Annotated in this window: 19 protein-coding genes; 11 read left to right on the plus strand and 8 right to left on the minus strand. The window is 63.7% G+C overall.

What is annotated here, in order from left to right:
* Positions 1-197 precede the first annotated feature (197 nt).
* On the plus strand, positions 198-860 hold the full coding sequence (locus HB375_RS15420) for a DUF1007 family protein (RefSeq protein WP_167673898.1): 663 nt from the start codon (positions 198-200) through the stop codon (positions 858-860).
* On the plus strand, positions 851-1,876 hold the full coding sequence (locus HB375_RS15425) for a nickel/cobalt transporter (protein WP_167673899.1): 1,026 nt from the start codon (positions 851-853) through the stop codon (positions 1,874-1,876). Before HB375_RS15420 ends, HB375_RS15425 begins: the two co-directional genes overlap by 10 nt.
* Before the next feature lie 3 nt (positions 1,877-1,879).
* Here HB375_RS15425 and HB375_RS15430 read toward each other — a convergent pair whose 3' ends face one another.
* On the minus strand, positions 1,880-3,460 hold the full coding sequence (locus HB375_RS15430; RefSeq protein WP_167673900.1) for a gamma-glutamyltransferase family protein: 1,581 nt from the start codon (positions 3,458-3,460) through the stop codon (positions 1,880-1,882).
* A gap of 180 nt (positions 3,461-3,640) precedes the next feature.
* On the opposite strand from HB375_RS15430, the gene HB375_RS15435 reads away from it, so the two are divergent.
* Complete coding sequence (locus HB375_RS15435; RefSeq protein WP_167673936.1) at positions 3,641-3,829, plus strand: hypothetical protein; 189 nt, start codon at positions 3,641-3,643, stop codon at positions 3,827-3,829.
* Here HB375_RS15435 and HB375_RS15440 read toward each other — a convergent pair.
* The 3 genes from HB375_RS15440 to HB375_RS15450 form a co-directional block, all read right to left on the minus strand.
* Positions 3,826-4,188: a DUF1850 domain-containing protein gene (locus HB375_RS15440; RefSeq protein ID WP_167673901.1), complete on the minus strand. Its 363-nt coding sequence runs from the start codon at positions 4,186-4,188 to the stop codon at positions 3,826-3,828. The two genes, HB375_RS15435 and HB375_RS15440, sit on opposite strands and share 4 nt — an antisense overlap.
* A complete protein-coding gene (locus HB375_RS15445; protein WP_205800222.1) occupies positions 4,185-6,467 on the minus strand; it encodes a TRAP transporter permease in 2,283 nt (760 codons plus the stop codon). Before HB375_RS15445 ends, HB375_RS15440 begins: the two co-directional genes overlap by 4 nt.
* Positions 6,468-6,568: 101 nt before the next feature.
* Complete coding sequence (locus tag HB375_RS15450) at positions 6,569-7,543, minus strand: TAXI family TRAP transporter solute-binding subunit (protein ID WP_167673902.1); 975 nt, start codon at positions 7,541-7,543, stop codon at positions 6,569-6,571.
* A gap of 159 nt (positions 7,544-7,702) precedes the next feature.
* On the opposite strand from HB375_RS15450, the gene HB375_RS15455 reads away from it, so the two are divergent.
* The 8 genes from HB375_RS15455 (at position 7,703) to HB375_RS15490 (ending at position 14,549) form a co-directional block, all read left to right on the plus strand.
* The gene (locus HB375_RS15455; RefSeq protein WP_167673903.1) at positions 7,703-9,280 is read left to right on the plus strand and encodes an OpgD/OpgG family glucan biosynthesis protein; all 1,578 of its coding nucleotides are present in this window, start codon (positions 7,703-7,705) and stop codon (positions 9,278-9,280) included.
* 91 nt (positions 9,281-9,371) lie between these two features.
* Positions 9,372-9,521 carry a hypothetical protein gene (locus tag HB375_RS15460; protein WP_167673904.1) on the plus strand — a complete coding sequence of 50 codons (150 nt, stop codon included), beginning with the start codon at positions 9,372-9,374 and terminating at the stop codon, positions 9,519-9,521.
* Between the two features lie 5 nt (positions 9,522-9,526).
* Positions 9,527-10,273 carry a zinc ABC transporter ATP-binding protein AztA gene (aztA, locus tag HB375_RS15465; RefSeq protein WP_167673905.1) on the plus strand — a complete coding sequence of 249 codons (747 nt, stop codon included), beginning with the start codon at positions 9,527-9,529 and terminating at the stop codon, positions 10,271-10,273.
* Between the two features lie 11 nt (positions 10,274-10,284).
* Positions 10,285-11,151 (plus strand): zinc ABC transporter permease AztB, encoded by an 867-nt coding sequence (aztB, locus tag HB375_RS15470; protein ID WP_167673906.1) that lies wholly within the window; start codon positions 10,285-10,287, stop codon positions 11,149-11,151.
* A 22-nt stretch (positions 11,152-11,173) separates the two neighbouring features.
* Positions 11,174-12,094 (plus strand): metal ABC transporter substrate-binding protein, encoded by a 921-nt coding sequence (locus tag HB375_RS15475; protein WP_167673907.1) that lies wholly within the window; start codon positions 11,174-11,176, stop codon positions 12,092-12,094.
* 47 nt (positions 12,095-12,141) lie between these two features.
* Positions 12,142-13,104, plus strand: coding sequence for a CobW family GTP-binding protein (locus tag HB375_RS15480; RefSeq protein ID WP_167673908.1), 963 nt, complete (start codon positions 12,142-12,144; stop codon positions 13,102-13,104).
* 149 nt (positions 13,105-13,253) lie between these two features.
* A complete protein-coding gene (locus tag HB375_RS15485) occupies positions 13,254-14,261 on the plus strand; it encodes a WD40 repeat domain-containing protein (RefSeq protein ID WP_167673909.1) in 1,008 nt (335 codons plus the stop codon).
* Positions 14,262-14,270: 9 nt separating this feature from the next.
* Positions 14,271-14,549, plus strand: coding sequence for a hypothetical protein (locus HB375_RS15490; RefSeq protein WP_246728530.1), 279 nt, complete (start codon positions 14,271-14,273; stop codon positions 14,547-14,549).
* A 4-nt stretch (positions 14,550-14,553) separates the two neighbouring features.
* On the opposite strand, the gene HB375_RS15495 is transcribed toward HB375_RS15490, so the two are convergent.
* The 4 genes from HB375_RS15495 to HB375_RS15510 all read right to left on the minus strand — a co-directional run bounded on the left by HB375_RS15495 (position 14,554) and on the right by HB375_RS15510 (position 18,422).
* On the minus strand, positions 14,554-14,907 hold the full coding sequence (locus HB375_RS15495; RefSeq protein WP_167673910.1) for a hypothetical protein: 354 nt from the start codon (positions 14,905-14,907) through the stop codon (positions 14,554-14,556).
* Positions 14,908-15,025: 118 nt separating this feature from the next.
* Positions 15,026-16,456, minus strand: a complete 1,431-nt coding sequence (locus HB375_RS15500) for a homospermidine synthase (RefSeq protein WP_167673911.1) — start codon at positions 16,454-16,456, stop codon at positions 15,026-15,028.
* 112 nt (positions 16,457-16,568) lie between these two features.
* Complete coding sequence (locus HB375_RS15505) at positions 16,569-17,141, minus strand: GNAT family N-acetyltransferase (RefSeq protein WP_167673912.1); 573 nt, start codon at positions 17,139-17,141, stop codon at positions 16,569-16,571.
* Positions 17,142-17,267: 126 nt separating this feature from the next.
* Positions 17,268-18,422, minus strand: a complete 1,155-nt coding sequence (locus tag HB375_RS15510) for a type III PLP-dependent enzyme (RefSeq protein ID WP_167673913.1) — start codon at positions 18,420-18,422, stop codon at positions 17,268-17,270.
* Between the last annotated feature and the right edge of the window lie 474 nt (positions 18,423-18,896).

The raw sequence follows: 18,896 nt of genomic DNA on the forward strand, positions 1-18,896 counted from the left end.
TGCCCGTTTCCTCCTTGAGCCCTCGCCCCTCTGCCGGTGATCCGGTCTTGTTCGTTTTGTATTTATGTCAGCAATGCTGACATATGCACTTTAGAACGTCAATCAAGAGCGCCACCGTTTCGCCTCCTTTAACCATAATGCGTCATAGGAAAAGACCCGTCGGCTTCCGACAACAGCGCTATTGCCAAGACAAACGCATGACACACCGCCTTGGTCTCAAGTTTCTCTCCGCCCTTGCCGGTGCGGGCCTCCTTTCGGGTTTTGCCGGACAGGCTCAGGCCCATCCCCATGTCTGGGTGGTTGCCAAGGCCGAACTGGTCTTCGCTCCCGACGGCAAGGTGACCGGGATTCGCCACAGCTGGACCTTCGACAAGCCCTATTCGGCCTATGTGACCCAAGGGCTCGATAAGAACGGCGACGGCAAGCTGACGCCTGAGGAATTGCAGGACCTCGCCAAGGAAAACACGGAATCCCTAGTCGAATTCAATTACTTCACCCAGCTCAAGGCGAACGGGAAGAAGCAAGATTTCGACGCGCCCCGCGACTACCGCATGACCTTCGCGGACGAGGCGGTGACCCTGACCTATTTTCTACCCATGAAGACGGTCTCGCCGGCCAAGACGCTGTCACTCGAAATCTACGACCCCACCTATTTCGTCTCCTTCGCCCTCGCGGAAGGCGACGACGCGGTGAAGCTCGCTAGCGCGCCGCAGGGCTGCGCGACCAATGTCTCCCGGCCGAAGAACGAAGCACCGCCGCAGCAGCCACAGAACATGTCAGAGTCCTTCTTCCAGACCCTGACCGCCGCCTCGAATTTCGGCGTGCAATTCGCCAACAAGGCCATCGTCGCATGTCCGTGAGCGTCGAGTCTCTCGGTCTGGCCCCCACCCGCCGGTCTCTCTGGCAGAGGCTCACTCTCGCGCTCGTGGCGGTGGCGTTGGTGGCTGGTGCAATCAGCCTTCTCGTCTTCTGGCTCGCGCCGGGGCCAACGCCGCCCGCGAAAAACCCCTTTGGAATGGGCCTGCGGGAGGCCGCGCCCTCGGGCGATCTCGGCGCTTACATTCTCGCCGTCCAAAGCAATTTCTACAAAAGCCTGCAACAAGCGGTGACCGCGTTGAAAGATCAGGGCGCGGCGCTGTGGCCGCTGCTCGCCATCGGCTTCGCCTATGGGGTCTTTCATGCCGCCGGACCCGGCCACGGCAAGGGCGTGATCGCGGCCTATCTCGTGGCGGACGAGCGGGCGCTTTTGAAGGGCTTTGCGCTGAGCCTGGCGGCCGCCACCGTCCAGGCCGTTGTCGCGATTCTCATCGTCGGTCTCATTGCCGTTCTCCTCAACGCCACCGCCGCCACCATGAACCAGGTCACCAAGGGTGTGGAGCTTGCGAGCTTCGCCGTCGTGGCCTGTCTCGGCGCGGTGATTACCTGGCGCAAGGCGGGCAAGGTTTTGGGCGTCATGGCCCTCGCCCGCAACCCGCTCGCGGGGGTGCAAGGTGAGGATTGCGACCACGTCCACATGCCGCCGCCAGAGGAGCTGCGCCGCCTCACCCGCTGGCGCGACATGGCCGGCGTGGCGCTCGCCGCCGGCATCCGCCCTTGCGCGGGCGCGCTCGTCGTTCTGGTCTTCGCCCTCTCGCAAGGGCTTTTCGCGGCCGGAATCGCGGCCACTTTCGCGATGGCGTTGGGCACAGCGCTGACGACCGGCGCGATCGCATCGCTTGCCGTCTTCGCCAAGGCATTGGCGCTCAAGGTGGCGGGCGGACGCGGTGCTGCGGGTGCGGTCATCATTGCCGGAATCGAGCTTCTGGCCGCCGCCTTCGTGCTGGTTTTAGGAGGAAGCCTCCTGTTCGGCCTCTGGGCCGCAGGCGCGGCGAGCTAAGGGTTACAGCCCAAGCACCTCGCCATCGGCGCGCGGATCGTGGCTCGCCTCGACACGCCCGTTGCGCGGATGTTTTACCACCATGCCCGCATGGCCGTGGGCGTCGGCATAGCGCTTGCCCAATTCCTCCACCGAGTGGCCGAGGCGTGACAGATCGCGGATCAGGCTTGGATCGAACCTGTCTTCCAGCTTGAGCATCGGCCCGTCCGTGCCTTTGGTGAAGAGCGAGCGTGGCGCATCGACGGCGTCAGTGAGGCCCATGCCGGAAACGGCATAGCGACTAAAAATCTGGCTCAGAACCTGCGGCTCGCCCTCGCCGCTGCCGTAGGCGAGCACGCGGCCATCATCGAACGCGGCAAGCCCCGGATTGAGCGTGTGGAATGGCTTGCGCCCCGGCTCCAGCGGATTGCGGCTTTTCGGATCGAGAGAGAACGCCGTGCCGCGATTGTGCCAATGAATGCCCGTCGTGGGCAGAATGCTGCCCGAGCCGAAGGCGGAGAACAGGGATTGGCTGTAGGACACCGCCAGACCGTCCTTGTCGATGCAGCCCATCCAGACGCCTTCACCACTATCCACCACACCCGACAGGTCGGCGGCGCGGCGACCGTCGATACGCACCGCCTCCCGCTCCAAGGCATCGGGGGCGAGAAGAGCCTTCAGGTCATGCTCCACCTCGCGCGGATCGGTGATGACCCGGTCGCGGATGGCAAAGGCCCGCTTGGCGGCTTCGATCAGCCCGTGGTGATGCTCCGGCGTCTCGCCGCGCCGCACATGAAGCCACTCGAAAATCCCGAGAGTCAGCAGCGAGGCGAGGCCCTGGCTTGGCGGCGGCACGCTATAGACCGTGGAATGCTTCAGCCGCAGGCTCAGCGGCTCGACCACGCGGGGGCGGTAGTTTTCCAGGTCGCTGCGGAGGATCGGGCTGCCGATCCGCTCCAGATCGGCGGCAATCTCGCGCCCCACATCGCCCCGGTAAAAATCACCGAGCCCCGCATGGGCTAGGTGCCCGAGCGCATCCGCGAGCTTGAGATTACGCCGTGTTGTTCCGGCTGGCGGAAGCTTTTTCTCCTCGAGGAACACCGCTGCAAAGCCCGGCACGGTGAAAAGGTCCGGTGCATCGGCGAGCACCCGCCCCTCCATGATTGAGATCGGATAACCATCGCGGGCAAAGCGGATGGCATCGCCGAGCAGAAGATCGAGGGGCATTTTGCCGCCGAGGGCCTTGGCGAGTTCAAGCGCGAGCGCCCAGCCGCCGACGGCCCCGGCCACAGTCAGGGCCGCCTCCGGCCCATGTACCGGAATCGCGTCATAACCCTTGTCCCAATAACGCCGCATGGTGGCGAGCGTCCCTGCCGGGCCGGAGGCGTCAAGCGCATGGACGCGCCCCTTCGGCTCCCGCACCAGCCAGAAACCGTCGCCGCCGGGGCCATTCAGGCGCGGGGCAACAACGGCCGCCGTCGCGGCCATGGCCACCATGGCCTCGACCGCATTGCCTCCCGCCGCGAGCACCATCAGGCCCGTCTCGGCGGCGAGCCTGTGAGGAGCGGCGACGGCAGCGGTGGCGAAGACGGGTGTTTCAGGCATGGACGCGACACATTTGACCGATGAGGGCGCGAACTTGCACCGAAGCGGCGTTTTAGGGTAGTCCCATCCTCAAGAGCATGAGCCGGAAATGTCGGGTCATGCGCCCCGACAACGAAGGACACAGCCGTGGCCCAACAGAACCGCACCAACTGGCGCAACCTCTTCACCATCCTGAGCATCATGGTGCTCGTGGGCACAGAGGTCTTCGGCGTCGCGATTGCCGGTGGATGGGCGATTGCCGGTCTCTTCGAACTCGGCCACGTTGTCGGTTACGTGCTGATGGGCCTCTTCAGCCTGCTCGCCACCTATGCGCTGGTCATTCTCTGGAAGCGCTGCACCGCCGTCGAGCCGATCAGCGGCCGGGCCTAATCACATAGCGTCATGACCACCGGGTCGGCCTGAGCCGGCACATAGGCCTCCATAGGGCGGCATTGGCCCGCGATACAAACCCGCCAATCCGCCGTTGCGCCCGAGCGGCGCAAGATGATCTCACGCTGCGGCGCAAGCGCGGGGTGCCATTTCCAGACACCATTGGCGAACTGTGCATCTGCCGGCGGCTCCATGCCCGCGCCGGAGCCGCGCACCCGCGCCTCCACGAGCTCGAGCCCGGCGGGGCCCGATCGCCAATCCTCCTCCCATGCGATCTTCTCGACCGAATGGGTCCAGGTGAGCGTGATCGCGCCCGCAAGCAGGGGCGCGATCGTAGAGCCGGCGAGGAGGCAGATCATCCGCTGACGGTTGCCGCCGACGTGCGGCGCGTGTGCCAGAGGTGGAAACCGATGAAGAAGGCCGCAAGGACGAAACCGACCTCATCAGTGACGGGAAGCGCCGCCACCAGCAGGCCAGCCGCAACGGCGGCCCAGGCCCGCTCCCACCAGCTGACCGGTTTCAGGAAATAGCCGACGGCGGCCACGCCCCAGAGCCCGAGCGCCAGAGACGCTTTGACGACGATGTAGCCAACAGCGATCCAGTACGCCGTGCCCTGAAGCCCCGGCACCGGCTGCAGCATCAGCGTGGGATCGTAAACCGCCATGTAAGGCACGATGAAGCCCGGCAGCGCGATCTTTACCGCCTGCACGCCAATCTTGAGCCCCGACTCCTTCGCCATCGGCGCGGCGGCAAAAGCTGCGAGCGCCACCGGCGGCGTCAGATCCGCCATGATGCCGAAGTAGAACACGAACATGTGCGACACGATCAGCGGAATATCGAGCTTCAAGAGGATCGGCGCAGCAAGCGACGAGGTGATGATGTAGTTGGGGATCGTCGGAATGCCCATGCCGAGGATCAGGCTGAAGACCATGGTGAGAACAAGCGCCAGCAGCAGATTGTCCTTGCCGATGGAGATCATCCAATTGCCGACAATGGTGCCGAGCCCCGTCAACGTCATGGTGCCGATCACGATGCCGACGACCGCGCAAGCCAAGCCGACAGGCAACGCCTGACGAGCGCCGTCGGCCATGGCGTCGACGCAGCCCTGAAGCGTCATGCGGCCCCGGCCCGAAAAGGCGCTCCAGACGGACAGAACGGCGACCACCGCCAGCACGAGCGTCACGCTGGCTGCAAGCGACAGCGCCGAAACCAGGGCAAGGCCGACCCAGAAGGCTACCCGCAACGCCGGAACTGCAAGACCCGCCACAATGGCCGTGCCGAGGATCAGTCCCACCGTCAGCGAAAGGCCGACCGCACCGGCGAAAAGCGGCGTATATCCTGCGAAGAGCAGATAGACGAGAACGCCGAGCGGCGTGATGAGAAACCAGTTTTTTCTCAACTCCGCCCACGCATTCGGCAACTCGCTTTTCGGCAAGCCGACGAGGTCGCGCTTGCCCGCTTCGAGATGCACGGCGAGATAGCACGCGACGAAGTAGAGGATCGCCGGAATGATCGCGGCCTCGACGATTTTTGCGTAAGGAACGTCGATCGTTTCCGCCATGATGAAGGCGACCGCGCCCATGACCGGCGGCATGATCTGCCCGCCCATGGAAGATGTCGCTTCAACGCCGCCGGCAAAAGCGGAGGTAAAGCCGAAGCGCTTCATCAGCGGAATCGTGAACTGGCCGGAGGCCACCACATTCGCGACGCCCGAGCCCGAGACGGTACCCATCAAAGCAGAAGACGCGACGCAGACCTTGCCCGGTCCGCCCTGCTTGTCGCCGAAGACCGCCATCGAAATATCGTTGAAGAAGTCGATGACACCCGCCTTCTCCATGAAGGCGCCGAAGAGGATGAAGAGGAAGATGTAGGTCGCCGAAACCAGCGTCGGCACGGCATAGATGCCTTCCGTTCCGAACGACATGTGCTCGATCACCTGATCGAACGAGTACCCGCGATGATCAAGCGGCGCGGGCAGCCAGTGGCCGAAGAGACAGTAAGCGAGGAAAAGCCCCGCCACGATAGGGAGCGCGGGCCCCATCACGCGCCACACGAGATAAATCAGGATGGCAAGCGCCGCGACGCCAACCGCGAGGTCCATCGTGTTCAGATCGCCGGAGCGCACGAGAAGATCGTTATAGAGCGCCCATTGATAGAGCCCCACCGCGAAGCCGGCGAGGCCAACGATCCATCCGGCGGCGCGCAGCCAGGATGACCCGGCGCGGTGATTGGCGAGCATTGCGCCTGCAACAAGACACAGGAAGCCCACGTGCAACGCGCGCACGACCTGACTCGGCAAGCTGCCGCCGAATTTCAGGATCAGCCCGAACGCGACGGCAACGGACAGCCAGGCGAGGATGCCATCCAGCACTTTCCGCCGACTCGCCGCCTGCGCTGCGATCCAGATCCCCCACGCGCCCATGATCACGATCAGAAAATGCGTGAGAGTCGCTTGCGCGATGAAGGGTTGATCGAGCGGGATGCCAAAAGACGTGATGATCTGAAACGTGGAGAAACTGACCGCGATCCAGAACAGCACTCGACCGAGAAAGCCGTGCCCGAAATTTTCGGGCAGACCGTGCTCGGGATTCACAGCGTCCATCTGCGCGACTTCAGACGCTTTCGCACCTTGGCTCATGAGACCTCCCCCTGTTTTTGTTATCGGTTCGCCATCAAAAAAGCCGGAACAGTTCACCTGCTCCGGCTCGATTGCGAAATTGGCCGATAGGTTTAGGAACCTTATTTCTTCACGCCCTTTTCATCGAAATAGCGCTGCGCGCCGGGATGCATCGGCACCGGCATGCCGGAAAGCGCGTTTTCGAGCTTGATGTCCTTCGCCGCCGCATGGGCGGCCGCGAGTTCGGGCAGGCTCTCATAGATCGCCTTGGTCATCTGATAGACCGCCTCGTCCTTCATGCCGGAATGGGTGACGAGGTAGTTTACGACGGCGGCGGTAGCAACCGGGGCGGTCTGGCCGTCATAGGTGTTGGCGGGGATCGACACCTTCACATAAGGCGAGCCGACCTTGTCCACGACATCGGCCGGAATCTCCACCACGACGATCGGAACGGACGTCGCCAGATCGCGGATCGAGGACACGCCAAGGCCCGCCGATTGCAGCGTCGCGTCGAGCTGGCGGTTTTTCATGAGTTCGACCGATTCGCCGAAGGGCAAGTATTCGACCTTGCTAAGGTCCTTATAGGTCAGGCCTGCACCCTGCAGGATCGCCCGGGCGTTCAGCTCGGTGCCGGATTTCGGCGCGCCGACGGACAAGCGCTTGCCCTTCAGGTCCGCCAGCGTCTTGATGCCGGATTCCTTGGAGGCGACGATCTGGATGTAGTTCGGATAGATCGCGGTGATGCCGCGCAGCTTGTCGAGCTTGCCCTTGAAGCCGGCCTCCTCATCCCCTGCCCAGCCAAGTGCGAGGCTGTCGCCGAGGGTGAAGCCGATCTCGCCTTTGCCCTGCTGCAAGAGGTTGAGGTTTTCGACCGAGGCCTTGGTGGCCTGGACCGACGGGCGGCTGCCCGGCATTTTTTCCGTGAACACCTTCGAAAGGCCCACGCCCAGCGGATAATAGACCCCCGACGTGCCGCCGGTGAGGATGTTGATGAAGTCCTGGGCCTGGGCTGGCAGGCTCGCGGCGGCAAGACCAAAAGCCGCAGCGGCACCGATCAGGCGGCGCTTGAATGAGAGGGATCGGGGTGAAAAAGACATGGCAAGGCTCCCTTTTTGGCCGAATTCCGTAACGGCGTCTGTGTGTGGGGCCAGTTTGGCGGCTGACGCGGAATACTCAAGAGGCTAAGAGGGACTTAATCCTGCCACCTTGGTCGGTAGGGCTCTTTGCCCTTCAACTTCTCACCCAAACGCTGTTTCATGCTCGATCGTCGTCAGTTTCTTCAGTTCGCAACCGCCACGGCGGGGCTCGCCGCCGCAGGATTTTCGGGTCCGGCCCTCGCGCAGCAGGGCCTGAAAGCCGGGGCTCCGGTCCCCTTCTCGTTCGACGCCCTGAAGAAGCGCGCCCGCGACATGGCCGGGTCGCGCTATGTCGCGCCCCCGCGCCCGTCGCCGGAAATCCTCGACCAGATCGACTACGACGCCCACGGCAAGATCAAGTTCAAGACCGACCTCGCGCTGTGGGCGAACGGCCCCAGCGAATTCCCGGTCACCTTCTTTCACCTCGGGCGCTTCTTCCAGAAGCCCGTGCGCATGCACGTGGTGGACAAGGGCCAGGCCCGCGAGATCGTCTACGATAGCGACTATTTCGACATGCCGGTGGACTCGCCGGCTCGCAAGCTTCCGGCCAATTCCGGCTTTGCCGGCTTCCGCTTCCAGGAAGCTCGCGACGGCAAGCTCGACTGGCGCAAGAACGACTGGGTCGCTTTCCTCGGTGCGTCCTATTTCCGCGCCATCGGCGAACTCTACCAATACGGCCTCTCCGCCCGCGGCATCGCCGTGGACGTGGCGGTGCACGGAAAGGCCGAGGAGTTCCCGGACTTCACCCATGTCTATTTCGAAACCCCGCAAGCAGGCTCCGATACGGTCACGATCTATGCCCTGCTCGATGGCCCCAGCATCACGGGTGCGTATCGCTTCGTGATGCAGCGCGCCGCAGCGGTGATCATGGATATCGACAGCGCGGTCTTCCTGCGCAAGGACGTGGCGCGCCTCGGCTTTGCGCCCCTCACGTCGATGTACTGGTACTCCGAGACCAGCAAGCCCACCGCCATCGACTGGCGGCCGGAGATTCACGACTCCGACGGTCTCGCCATGTGGACGGGTTCGGGCGAGCGCATCTGGCGTCCGCTCAACAACCCGCCGCGCATCATCACCTCCGCCTTCGCGGACGAGAACCCGCGCGGGTTCGGCCTGCTCCAGCGCGACCGCAACTTCGATCACTATCTCGACGGCGTCTATTACGATCGCCGCCCGTCGCTCTGGATCGAGCCGGAAGGGACCTGGGGCAAGGGTTCGATCCAGCTCGTCGAAATCCCAACCGACGACGAGATCCACGACAACATCGTCGCCATGTGGGTGCCAGATGAGCCCGCGAAGGCCGGGCAGGCCTTCGAGCTGCGCTTCCGCATGCACTGGTCGGGGGAAGAGCCCTACCCGACCAACCTCGCCCGCGTGGTCGCCACCCGCTTCGGCAATGGCGGACAGGCCGGCACGGCGCGGCCGAAGGGCGTGCGCAAGTTCATGGTAGAGTTCTTGGGCGAGCCTCTCACCAAGCTCGCAAGCGGCGTCTATCCGAAGCCGGTGCTGAGCGCCTCTCGCGGCGAGTTCGCCAACATTCTTACCGAAGCGGTGCCGGACAACGTGCCCGGTCACTGGCGCACCCAGTTCGACCTGAACGTGACCGGAAACGAGCCGGTCGAGATGCGCTGCTATCTGCGGAACGGGGACGAAGTGTTGAGCGAAACCTGGCTCTATCAGTACCACCCAACCACCTGAGGCTGCGCTCCAAACGCATACAATCAAAAAGTGCGTATAAAATACTATACGCCCTCTAGAAATGGCGGGAATCCCGTTATATCTGGGTTGTATGTCACATAGCGACCATCACCACGCGCCACGCGCGATTGCCGCCGAACCGACCTTCTCGCTTCTCCGCCTGTCGGCGGGGCAGCGTTTGGCGGGGGCGAGCATTCTACTCGCGACGCTTTGGCTTTTGGTCCTCCTCGTTCTGGCGTGAGCCTCATGTCCGCGACCGCGATCCGCTTCGATGGAGTCACCCTCGGCTATGGCCGCCGTCCGGCCGTTCATCACCTCAATGGCGAGATTGCCGCGAGCAGCCTGACGGCGGTGGTCGGCCCCAACGGCGCGGGCAAATCGACCCTGCTGAAAGGCATCGTCGGAACACTTCGCCCGCTCGAGGGGCATATCCGTCTCATTGGCGCGTCGAACGTGCCGGTCGCCTATCTTCCACAGGCCGCCGAGATCGACCGCTCCTTCCCGCTGTCGGTTTACGATCTCGTCGCCATGGGGCTCTGGTCGCGCTCCGGCCTCTTTGGCGGCGTGGGTCGCAAGGACCGTACGAAGATTGAGGAAGCGCTTGCGGCGGTCGGCCTGATCGGCTTCGAGCGGCGTCCCATTTCCACGCTCTCCGGCGGCCAGATGCAGCGCGCGCTTTTCGCGCGGCTGCTGTTGCAGGATTCACCCGTGATCCTGCTGGATGAGCCCTTCACCGCCATTGATGCGCGCACCACGGCGGACCTGCTCGATCTCGTCCGCCGCTGGCATGCGGAATCCCGCACCGTGGTCGCCGTGCTGCACGACCTCGACATGGTGAAGCGCGCTTTCCCCAAGACGCTGTTGATTGCGCGCGAGCCCGTGGCCTGGGGCGAGACTCAGGACGTGCTGAGCGCCGAGAATCTCCTCAAAGCCCGCCGCATGGTCGAAGCTTACGATCCTCATGCGCATGAATGCCACCGCAGCGCAGCGTGAACGCCGGACCCATGTTGAATCTCATCCTCAGCCCCTTTGCCGAATTCGAGTTCATGCAGCGCGCCCTTGTCGGCGTGGTCGCCATCGCGCTCGGCGGCGGCCCCATTGGTGTCTTTCTGATGCTGCGGCGCATGAGCCTGACCGGTGATGCCATGGCGCACGCGATTCTGCCGGGCGCGGCGGTGGGCTATCTTTTCGCAGGATTGTCGCTTTCCGCTATGACCATCGGCGGGCTGGTTGCGGGCGTTGTCGTTGCTGTCGCCGCAGGCCTGGTCTCGCGCTTCACGACCTTGAAGGAAGATGCCTCGCTCGCGGCGTTCTATCTTCTGTCGCTGGCGCTTGGCGTCACCATCGTGTCGCTGCGCGGCTCGAATGTCGATCTTCTGCATGTGCTCTTCGGCACCGTGCTGGCGCTCGACGACAACACGCTGCTGCTCATCGCCGCCATTTCAACCATCACCGCTCTCGCACTCGCGCTGCTCTATCGCCCGCTCGTGCTGGAATGTGTGGACCCGACCTTTTTGCGTTCCGTCAGCCGCGCCGGAACGCCGACGCATTTGATTTTCCTCGGCCTCGTGGTGCTCAACCTCGTCGGCGGCTTTCACGCGCTCGGCACGCTTCTCGCTGTCGGCATGATGATGCTGCCCGCAGCAGCATCCCGCTTCTGGACCAACGACATCACGGTGATGATGGTGATCTCGGTCGTTATCGGAATCGCATCCGGCCTCTCCGGCCTCCTGCTGTCGTTCCACGCGGAGCTGCCCGCCGGTCCCGCGATCATTCTGGCGGCAGGAGGCATCTATACCGTCTCGCTGCTTCTCGGCCGCGAGGGAGGTCTTCTCTGGCTCGCGTGGCCCGGCAAACACCTCGAAGCCTGACCCTTCAACAAGGAACAAGCCCATGATGACGAGACGATTGGCCCTGTCGCTTCTGATGGGATCGGTGCTGCTCGCCGCGACGCCTCTCTCGGCCCTCGCGCAAAGCACCGACAAGCTGAAGGTCGTCGCCACCTTCTCGATCCTCGGCGATCTCGTGCGCAATGTGGGCGGCGAGCGCATCGAAGTCACGACGTTGGTCGGCCCCAACGGCGACGCACATGTCTATTCGCCGACGCCCGCCGACGGCCGGCGTCTGACGGAAGCGAAGATCGTCTTCACGAACGGTCTCGGCTTCGAGGGCTGGATCGACCGGCTGGTAAAGTCCTCTGGGACAAAGGCGGTTGCGATCCAGGCCGCCAAGGGCGTCAAGCCGCTGAAGAGCGAGGAGGAAGGCCATGGCCACGATCATCATGGCGGTTTCGACCCTCATGCCTGGCAGAACGTGGCCAACGCCAAAATCTACGTCGCCAATATTCGCGATGTGCTGATCGCCTCCGATGCGGCGGGCAAGGCGACCTATGAGGCGAATGCAACCGCCTATCTCGCCAAGCTTGACGGTGTCGACGACGAGATCAAGACCGCGATCGCGCGCATTCCGGCGGATCGCCGCAAGATCATCACCTCCCACGACGCCTTCCGCTATTTCGAGGCGGCTTATGGGATTGAGTTCATCTCGCCGCAGGGCGTCTCGACCGACGCGGAAGCCTCGGCCAGGGACGTGGCCAAGATCATCCAGCAGATCAAGCGCGAGAAGATCAAGGCCGTGTTCGTGGAGAACGTCACCGACCCGCGTCTGATGGACCGCATTGCCAAGGAAACCGGGGCCAAGATCGGCGAGCCGGTGTTTTCCGACGCGCTCTCCGACTCCACCGGCCCCGCCGGGACTTACATTGACATGATGAGACACAATATAAGGGCCTTCAGCAGCGCGCTGTCGAGCTGAGCTGCGCCCCCACCCAGGCCTTTCGGCCGAAGTTCGCGGAACATCCGATGACCGATAAGATTCCCGTCACCGTCCTCACAGGCTATCTCGGCGCGGGCAAGACCACGCTCCTCAACCGCATCCTCACCGAACCGCACGGCAAGCGCTATGCGGTGATCGTCAACGAGTTCGGCGAAATCGGCATCGACAACGAACTCGTCGTCGGCGCCGATGAGGAAGTGTTCGAGATGAACAACGGCTGCATCTGCTGCACCGTGCGCGGCGACCTGATCCGCATTCTCGACGGGCTAATGAAGCGCAAAGGCAAGTTCGACGCCATCATCGTCGAAACCACCGGCCTTGCCGACCCCGCGCCCGTGGCGCAGACCTTCTTCATGGACCAGGACGTGTCCGACGCCGCGCGGCTTGATGCCGTGGTGACAGTCGCTGACGCCAAGTGGCTCTCCGACCGCCTGAAGGACGCCCCCGAAGCCAAGAACCAGATCGCCTTCGCCGATGTCATCATCCTCAACAAGATCGATCTCGTGACGGCGGACGAACTCGCCGAGGTCGAAGCGCGCATCCGCGCCATCAATCCTTACGCCCGACTGCACCGCACACAGAATTGCTCGCTGCCGATTGCTGAGGTGCTCGACCGCAACGCCTTCGATCTCGACCGCATCATCGAAATCGAACCGGACTTTTTGGAAGAAGGCCATCACCACCATCACGACGAGGAGATGCAGTCCATCTCCGTGAAGCTCGATGGCGAGGTGGACCCTGAAAAGTTCATGCCGTGGATTTCGAACCTCACGCAGGTCGAGGGGCCGAACATTCTGCGCTGCAAGGGCATCGTGGCGTTCCCCGACGAGCCTAAGCGGTTCGTGTTCCAGGGCGTGCACATGATCCTCGACGGCGATGTGCAGGGCGATTGGAAGCCCGGCGAGAAGCGCAGCTCGAGGGTCGTTTTCATCGGCCGCGACCTGAACGAGAAGGCGATCAAGGAAGGGTTCTTGGCGACGGCAGCGTGAAAAGCGTTGTCTCCTCTCCTCCCCACGGATCTCGGGTGTTCCCGAGATCCGCTTTATCCGGCGCAAGTCGGGAGCACCCGACTTGCGGTGGGGAGGGGATTTTTCATGCGCCATCCTGTGCTATTGGCTCCCCTGAAGGGATCGCCTGAATGACCGCTCAAACCGCTCCGTCTCTCACCCAAAACGTCACCACCATCGATGCAGGCGCGCATGTCACCGCCATCGGCTGGCTGAAAGGCACCGCCGCGTTCGGCCTCAGCGATGGTGGCGTTCTCTTAGCGAAGGACGACGAGACGCATCGTGTCGAAGCGCATCCGGATGCTGGCATCCTGGTCGGCGTGAGCGATGGCGAGCGCTTCGTGACCGGCGGCGATGACGGGCGCGTTGCCGTCACCGGCACGGACGGTTCGACGAAGACGCTGGCCGAGACCAAGGGCGCGTGGATCGACTCGCTTGCCGTGAGCCCCGGTGGGGCCTTCGCCTACGGCGCAGGCAAGCGCGTTATCGCCCGTGACGAAAAGGGTCGCGAGAAGGTTCTTGAGGTTCCCACCACGGCACGCGGTCTCGCCTTCGCGCCCAAGGGCTACCGGCTGGCGATCTCCCACTACAACGGCGCGACCTTGTGGTTTCCGAATGTGGAAGCCAAGCCCGAGTCGCTCGAATGGAAGGGCTCGCATCTCGACGTCACCTGGTCGCCGGATGCGCGCTTCGTCGTCACCTCCATGCAGGAAAACGCGCTGCACGGCTGGCGGCTGTTGCCCGACAAGGGCCACATGCGCATGAGCGGCTATCCGTCGAAGACACGCTCGCTCTCCTGGTCACACGACGGCAAGTGGCTTGCCACCTCCGGCGCGGAAGCCGCCGTGATCTGGCCCTTCGAGTCGAAGGAAGGCCCGATGGGCAAGCAGCCACGCGAATGCGGCGTGCGCCCGGCGAAAGTGAGCCGCGTCGCATTCCACCCCAACGCCTACGTGCTCGCGGTCGCGTATGAGGATGGCTGCATCCTGCTCGTGCGCCTCACCGATGCCTCCGAACTGCTGGTGCGCCCCGCCGTGAAAGGCAGCGGCATCACCGCGCTCGCCTGGGACAAGTCTGGCAAACGCCTCGCCTTCGGCTGCGAGGACGGCCAAGCGGGCATTCTAACGCTCCCGACCTGAGGGTGACGCATGGCGCGGTTCGGAGCTTTTTTGAAAGAAGCCTTCGGCTCATCGACGCCGAACCGCGAAGCAACCGAGCGTGTGAAGGAATGGGTGCGCGCAGCGCTTCAGGCCGCGCCCGATACCGCTTTCGCCATCAACGAGATCGCCTGCACCGACCCCTCATGTCCCGGCATCGAGACCGTGATTCTGGTCATGGAACCCGGCGTGAAAACGCGGGTCTTCAAGGCGGCAAAGCCTCTTGAGGATGTGACGGAAGAGGATATCCGCGCGGCGTTGTCGACTTGAACGGTCAGGCCGCGCTCGGCTCATCCGGCCGTTCGGGCTTGCCCGACAGAACGACGTAGAACCCCAACCCATCCTGCGCGGGCAGCGTTTGCAACCGCTCGATCCAGCCACGTTTCTTGGCTTCGAGAAGCGCCTTTCCCACCGGCTGGAAAAGTGTTTCGCCGCCGCCCTCCGGCGGAGGGGTGAGGCGGATGGCAACGGCTTTTCTTTGGCCGAAGCGGCTGCGCTCCAGCATGTCTTGCATCGAAGCCGCCGCCTGTTCGCGCGTGGCGTTGCGCAAATCGAGAACCGCCTCCGCATCGACGACTCCGAGCGAGCCGAGAAGCTTGTTGGCGTAGAATTCCTCGAAATGGGGCATCGCGCGCTCTCTCTTTTCGTCATGCCCGGGCTTGCCCCGGCACCCACGCCTTTTCCGGCGCGAAAGGCTAGAAGACGTGCATGGCCGGCTCAAGGCCGGCCATGACGAGGATGGCGCCTTATCGCACCAGCACGTTCCGGAACTGCCAGGGATCCGACGCGTCGATATCCTCGGGGAAGAATCCCGGGCGGCCTTCGAGCGGCGTCCAGTCGGTGTAAACGCCGACGACCGGGCCGAGATAGGGCATCTGCACCTCGAGGCAGCGGCGGAAGTCGATGTCGTCCGCCTCCACGATTCCCGCATTGGGATTCTCCAGCGCCCAGACCATGCCCGCGAGCACAGCCGAAGTCACCTGAAGGCCCGTCGCGTTCTGGTAAGGCGCAAGGAGCCGCGTCTCATCGATGGAGAGCTGCGAGCCGTACCAATAAGCGTTCTTGCCGTGGCCGTAGAGCAGCACGCCGAGTTCGTCGATGCCATCGACGATCTCGTCCTCGGTGAGGATGTGGAACTTATCCTGCGCCTTGCCGGCCTTGCCAAACATCTCATGCAGCGACAGCACCGCCTCGTTGCAGGGATGGTAGGCATAATGGCAGGTTGGACGATAGGCGACCTTGTCGCCCTCGCGCACGGTGAAGTAGTCGGCGATCGAGATCGACTCGTTGTGCGTCACCAGGAAGGCGTGCTGCGCCTGTGCGGTCGGCGTCCAGGAGCGAACGCGCGTGTCGGCGCCCGGCTGCAGCAGATAGATCGCCGCTCCGCAACCCTTCTCATGCGTGCCCGCGTTGGCGGGTATCCACTTTTCATGCGTGCCCCAGCCGAGTTCGGCGGGCTGCAGGCCTTCCGACACGAAGCCTTCCACCGACCACGTGTTCACGAACACGTTCATCGGCTTTTCCGACGTCGCACGCTGCGTGTCGCGCTCCGCGATGTGGATGCCCTTCACGCCAACGCGCTGCATCAGCGCCGCCCACTCTTCGCGGGTCTTCGGCTCTTCGTGCTTGATGCCGATATCCTTCGCGAGATTGAGCAGCGCCTGCTTCACGAGCCACGACACCATGCCGGGATTCGCGCCGCAGCAGGAGACGGCCGTCGGGCCACCGGGGCTCGTGCGGCGCGCGTCCAGAATGATCTCGCGCAGGGCGTAGTTGGTGCGCGCGGCCGGTCCAGCACTCTTGTCGAAGTAGAACCCCAACCACGGCTCGGCGACCGTATCGATGTAAAGCGCGCCGACTTCGCGGCAGAGCTCCAAGATGTCGCGGGAAGATGTGTCCACCGACACATTCACGCAGAAGCCCTGGCCGCCGCCTTCTGTCAGGAGGGGCTTGAGCAGGTGCTTGTAGTTGTCGGGAGTCAGTCCCTGGTGAACGAAGCGGATGCCACGCTCATCGAGCATGTGGCGATCCGCATCGTTGGGATCGATGACCACCAACCGGCTTTTATCGAACGCGAAGTGGCGCTCGATCAGCGGCAGCATTCCTTTGCCGATCGAACCAAAACCGATCATCACGATCGGGCCGGTGATCCGGCCATGGACGGGCCAGTTGGTCATCATAAAACTCCTTCGTCAGGCTAGTTACTAAGGTTAGAGTTGATCGGTGGCAAACGCACGCGCGCCGCACCCTTGTCCCGGATGCGGCGCGCGTTGAATGCCGGTGATGAAATCAGGCGGCTCGGTTCAAGCCTCCCATCGCGCCTTGCGCCGCGGCGGCGACAAGGGCTGCAAAGTCGGGCTTGCCTTCGACCTCGCCGGTCGCGGACACGAGCCCATGCGCACCGTCGAGCGCACCCGCCTTCAGCTCCAAAGCAAGGAAGCGGTTGCTCTCGTAAGGCCCCGGCAGCCACAGCGCGCTCGTGTGCTTGGCCGAGAAACCGAAGCGCTCATAGTAAGGCGCGTCGCCGACAAGCAGCACCGCCGCGTGGCCTTGGGCAGCCGCGCGCGACAGCGCCTCACGCATCAGCCGCGCGCCATGGCCCGCGCCCTGGCACGCAGGATCGATGGCGATGGGGCCGAGCATCAGCGCTGTGCGGTTCGGCCCGGCGGAGATGTGCCACAGGCGCACGGTGCCGATGACAGCTCCATCCTCTTCCATGATGAGGGATAGGCCATGCGCGGCTTTACGCCCCTCGCGCAGCCGCTCGCAGGTCTTTTGAAAGCGCGCCGGTCCGAAGCAGACATCGAGCAGCGCTTCGCGCGCGTCGACATCGCGGATCGTTTCCTCGCGAATGATGATCATGGCCGTAGCCTCCCAGGTTCGGGGATGAGCGACAGCCCTCGCACCTGCTTGCGAACAAGCAGGCCGTCCGGGACAACTCTTTTCGGGGTTGGTGCCCGCCTCGAAAACGAGACGGGCGGGACGTGATCAGATCACGTAGGACTTCAGCGGCGGGAAGCCGTTGAACGCGACCGCGGAATAAGTGGTCGTGTAAGCGCCAGTACCTTCAATCAGCACCTTGTCACCGATCTCCAGCGAGATGGGGAGCCAGTAGTGCTCCTTCTCGTAGAGAACGTCGGCCGAGTCGCAGGTCGGTCCGGCGAGCACGCACGGCACCTTGGTGTCGTGGTCGTGCGCGGTGCGGATCGGGTAGCGGATCGACTCGTCCATCGTCTCGGCGAGACCGCCGAACTTGCCGATGTCGAGATAGACCCAGCGCACCTCGCCCTCTTCGCGGCTCTTCTGCGAGACGAGAACGACCTCGGCCTCGATGATGCCCGCATTGCCGACCATGCCGCGGCCCGGCTCGATGATCGTCTCCGGCAGACGGTTGCCGAAGTGCTTCGACAGCGCCCGGAAGATCGATTCGCCGTAGGCTTCCACCTGCGGGATCGACTTCAGGTACTTCGTCGGGAAGCCGCCGCCGAGATTGACCATCGACAGGTGGATGCCGCGATCGGCGCATTCGCGGAAGATGGTGGCTGCCGAATCGAGAGCCTGATCCCACGCTTCCGTGTTGCGCTGCTGCGAACCGACATGGAACGACACGCCGTAGGCTTCGAGCCCGTGACGATGGGCGTGCTCCAGCACGTCCACGGCCATTTCGGGAACGCAGCCGAACTTGCGCGAGAGCGGCCATTCGGCGCCCGCGCCGTCGCACAGGATGCGGCAGAACACCTTCACGTCGGAAGCCGGAACACCTACCTTCGTCGCCGCGCGGACGATCTTCTCGACCTCGACTTCGCAATCGACCGCGAAGAGCCGAACGCCGAGTTCGAGCGAGCGCGCAATGTCGCGCTCCTTCTTGATCGTGTTGCCGAAGGAGATGCGCTCCGGGGTCGCGCCGGCGGCGAGCGCCAGTTCGATCTCGACGACGGAAGCCGTGTCGAAGCAGGAGCCGAGATCGGCCAGCGCCTTGAGCACTTCCGGCGCAGGATTCGCCTTCACGGCGTAGAACACGCGCGTGTCGGGAAGCGACCGGGCAAACTTCGCGTAGTTGTCGCGCACGACGTCGAGGTCGACGACGACGCAGGGACCGTCTTCTCGTCGGTCGCGCAGGAATTCACGGATGCGCTGAGTCATGGCGCTCTCCCCACCAAAGGTTCAATGGGGCTCTTCTGGGCCCCGGATTGAAGTTCAGGTGTCAGAATCCGATGGAGGATTCGGCACCCGGCGTCAGCGAGGGAAGATTCATCACGCGGTCGTGCTGTGGAGACACGAAACGCGTCGATGGGCTCTTCACCCGACGATGCTGCCTTGGATTGGAAAGGGAGGTTTCCCTGACCGCACGCCTGGCAATGATAAACAAGCCTCTTCGGTGCTGACCTTTGGAGGGCCAACGAGACCAAAAAAGCCCGTTCGTCGTTGCTTTAAGCCGCGTCCCCCGTTGAGAACGGGGTGCGCCGGTTTTCGCCTCCGGCTGCCGGTTAGGGGTATCGAGAGCGAGGGTGCTCTCGGGCGGCTGTCCGGCCTCTTGTCCGGATGCCCACCAACCGGCACGCGACCACAGGCACGTGCGAAATTGGGCAAGCGTTCAAATAGTCCCGATAGACTCGC

Source organism: Microvirga terricola (assembly GCF_011777495.1).
Taxonomy (GTDB): domain Bacteria; phylum Pseudomonadota; class Alphaproteobacteria; order Rhizobiales; family Beijerinckiaceae; genus Microvirga; species Microvirga terricola.